Source organism: Microbacterium sp. ISL-103 (assembly GCF_018613995.1).
GTDB lineage: Bacteria > Actinomycetota > Actinomycetes > Actinomycetales > Microbacteriaceae > Microbacterium.
In genome coordinates, this window is record NZ_JAGGPD010000537.1 from 679 (window position 1) to 4,071 (window position 3,393).

The window sequence follows — 3,393 nt, forward strand, 5'->3', positions numbered from 1 at the left end:
CCGCAGTGCGTGTCCTCGGCCGTTGCCATACCCGAAGAACTGCACCAACCCGGGCAGCGGCTCGGTGGCGCTGCGCGGCACGCGCAGCCAGGCACGGATGGGCGTTCCGCCGAAGCCGCGGAACGACACGTCGAACACGTCGATCTGCGTCAGTCGCGTCGGGTGCGCTGTCACCGTGAGGTCGAGAGGAAGGCCCCGCGTCCGGGCGATCGTGTCTGCCCAGAAGGCGTCGAAATCGTCGGGTTCCGTCTGGGTGGTCGGGGCGTCGACGAGACGCGTCTCACCGTGCACGGGACTGCGCCTGATCTGTCGATGGGGCAGAGCCTAAACCGTGATCCACGAGGTCGATCTGTGCGCCGGCGGGCACCGGGATACTGATCTGCCGGTCGCCGTGCGCGACGGTGACCTCCCTGTGGTGGCGACCAGGATTTCGGAGGGAGCCCGCCGTCATCCGTCCGCTCCTCCAGGCGAGGTCGAGCACGAGGCCCGGGCGCACCGCGATGCCCTGGACGTCTCCGTGATCCCATGAGGTGGGAAGGGCGGGAAGCAGCCGGATCGTGCCACCGTGGCTCTGCACGAGCATCTCGGTGATCGCGGCGGGGAAGCCGAGGTTGCCGTCGATCTGGAAGGGAGGATGCGTGCTGAACAGGTTGGGCAGCAGCCCGCCCCACTCCGACCCGTCGACGGGTCCGTGCCGAGTGGCGTCGCCGTCGAACGGCGTGAGCGCCTCGTCGAGCAGCGACGCGGCGACGTCGCCCTGCCGCGCGCGGGCGCGCAGGGCGATCTTCCAGGCCCACGACCAGCCCATCGCTCCGGGGCCTCGCGCATCGATCAGTCGCACCGACGCGTCGAACAGCTCGGGAGTGCGTTCGGGTGTCACGAGGTCGAGCGGGTACAGCCCGACGACGGGCGAGAGGTGCCGATGCAGCGGTTCGTGCTCGTCGACCTCGGCCGACCATTCGAGCAGGCGCCCGTCGGATCCGATCCGCAGCGGCGTGAGGGCTGCCAGAGCTTCGCGCACCTCGGCCTCCAGCGCATCGTCGAGGCTGAGCGCATCGATCGCGATGAGCGCGCGCTCGAACAGCGAAGCGATGAGGCTGAGGTCCGACGTCGCCGTCAGACCCAGAGGAGTCGGGAGGCCGTCGGCGGCGACGTAGGAGTTCTCGGGAGCGGTGGACGGAGAGGTGAGCAGCTGCCCGTTCGCATCGGGCGTCAGCCAGTCGAGACAGAACTCCACCGCACCGCGCATGACCGGCCAGATCCGAGATCGCAGCAGTTCGGTGTCTCCGCCGAACTCGTAGGCGTCCCAGAGATTGTGCGTGAGCCAGACTCCGCCCATCATCCAGATCGCCCAGCTCGCCGCGCCGTGTCCGTCGCCCACCGGCAGACTCCAGCCCCAGACGTCGCTGTTATGGTGCGCGACCCACCCGCGCGTCCCGTACAGCTCACGGGCGGTGTCGGTGCCCGTGCGCGCGAGCAGCTCGACGAGTGCGAGCAGCGGCTCGAGCGCGTCGGGGTCGAGCAGCACCGGAGCCGCCCAATAGTTCATCTCGGTGTTGATGTTGATCGTGTAGTTCGACGACCAGGCGGGCTGCAGCTGGTCATTCCAGATTCCCTGCAGGTTCGCCGCGGGGCTGCCGGCGCGCGAGCTGGAGGCGAGCAGGTACATCCCGAACTCGGCGGCGATCGTGGCGCGCAGGAGGGGATCGGAGCCGCGCAGGACATCGCGATCGACGTTCCAGTCGCCTTCGCGCCGACTGCCGATCGCGAATCGCGCTCGAGTGAGGCGTCGCCGATCGGCGACGTGCTCGGCGAGGAGGGCGGAGGCGTCGCGCTGAGTCGCGGCCTCCGCCTGCTCTCGTGCGCGATCCCGGATCGCCTCGCGTGAGGCGGTCCGCCAGTCCCCGTCGGCGTCGGCCCACCACGACCCGGCGCGCGACGATGTGGACAGGGCGATCAGCAGGCGGCGGGCATGGCGGACGACGAGGCGATCGTCGGTGCGACGTACCTCGCCGTCCGAGTCGAGCGACACGGCGACGGCCGCGTAGGCGTCGAACTCGGTGTCGTCTTCGGCGTAACGCAGGGGATCCACGGAGTCCTCGTGAAGCGGGGCGCCGTCGACCGGGGCCTGCACGTCGAGAAGCAGTGCGTCGTGCGGGTCGACGGTGCGGCCGCGCAGCGGGGTGGACAGCTCGATCGTCGTCTCGAAATCCGCGTCCGAGGTCAGCTCGATGAGCAGCGCGTGAGCGGGGGCCGAGACCCAGGAGCGACGCACCACTCGTCCGCCGGGGGTGCGGAGCGCTTCGATGAGCGTCGCCTCGTCGAGATCGAGGACGCGCGACGGCTCGGTCTCGTCGGCGGCCGCGTCGGCGTCTCGCACTCGGACGTGCAGGTCGGCGAGGGGGAGGAACTCCTGGGAGTAGGGGCCCTCGAAGGCCATGAGGAGGTCTTCGGCGCTGCGCACATCGCCGGCGCCGAGGGCGGCGCGCACGGCGGCGAGGCGTTCGGGTCCGGCGCCCCCGGCGCGCACCTTCTGCAGTGCGAGAGCGGGGCCGTCGGGTGTTCCCGACCAGATGGTCGAGTCGTTCAGCTGATATCGGCCGTCCGGGCCGCCGAAGGCCATGGCGCCGATGCGGCCGTTGCCGAGGGGCGTCGCCTCCTCCCAGCGGGTGGCGGGGGCGTCCCAGGTGAGGCGCAGGGTGTCGGTCATCGCACTCCGGTGTGTTCGATCGATCTCGATGTCACCGTCAGCGTAGGCGGCATTAATTGCCGCTGTCAAGTAATTACGACACCCTGCGCCGCCGTGCTCAGAACTGCAGCAGGACCTTGCCCACGCGCCCGGCGGTGTTGCTCGCGCGCACGGCGTCCGCGGCGTCGGCCGCATCGAAGATCCCCGCGACCGGCAGCGTGAGGGTGCCGTCGCTCACACGCTGGATGAGCTCGCCGAACAGGGCGCCTCGCGTGGCGGCATCCATGGTCTGGATGACCTTGCTGCCCCAGAACCCCTTGACGGTGGCCTGCTTGAAGATGACGTCGCCCGAGGCGATCTCCATCGTGGGGGAGTTCATCGCGCCGAAGGCGACCAGTGTTCCTCCCTCGCCCAGGAGCGAGAGCACGTCGCCGGCCGAAGAGCCGCCGACCGAGTCGATGCCGAAGGCCACGTGCGCGCCGCCGGTCAACTGCGCCACCTGCTCGCGCCAGTCGTCCTGGTCGGTGGCCACGACATTCTCGATGCCCTGCTCGCGGAGCTCGTCGACGCCGGCAGCGCGACGGACCAGGCCGATGACGTTCACGCCACGAGCGGCCCCGAGCTGGGCGAGCATGCGTCCGACGGCGCCGTTCGCCGCGTTCTGCACGATCCAATCGCCCTTCTCGGCGCCGAGGAACTGCAGC

General features: G+C 70.2%; 3 protein-coding genes. All 3 read right to left on the reverse strand.

The annotated features are described in order from the left end of the window. Positions 1–291, reverse strand: a 291-nt coding sequence (locus J7E68_RS20010; protein ID WP_311417290.1) for an acetylxylan esterase, incomplete at its 3' end; no start/stop codon positions are given. Then, a complete protein-coding gene (locus tag J7E68_RS17270) occupies positions 281–2,710 on the reverse strand; it encodes a glycosyl hydrolase family 95 catalytic domain-containing protein (protein ID WP_215174668.1) in 2,430 nt (809 codons plus the stop codon). The genes J7E68_RS17270 and J7E68_RS20010, both read right to left, overlap by 11 nt. 97 nt (positions 2,711–2,807) lie before the next feature. Next, a partial coding sequence (locus J7E68_RS17275) for a zinc-binding dehydrogenase (protein ID WP_215174669.1) occupies positions 2,808–3,393 on the reverse strand: 586 nt, incomplete at its 5' end.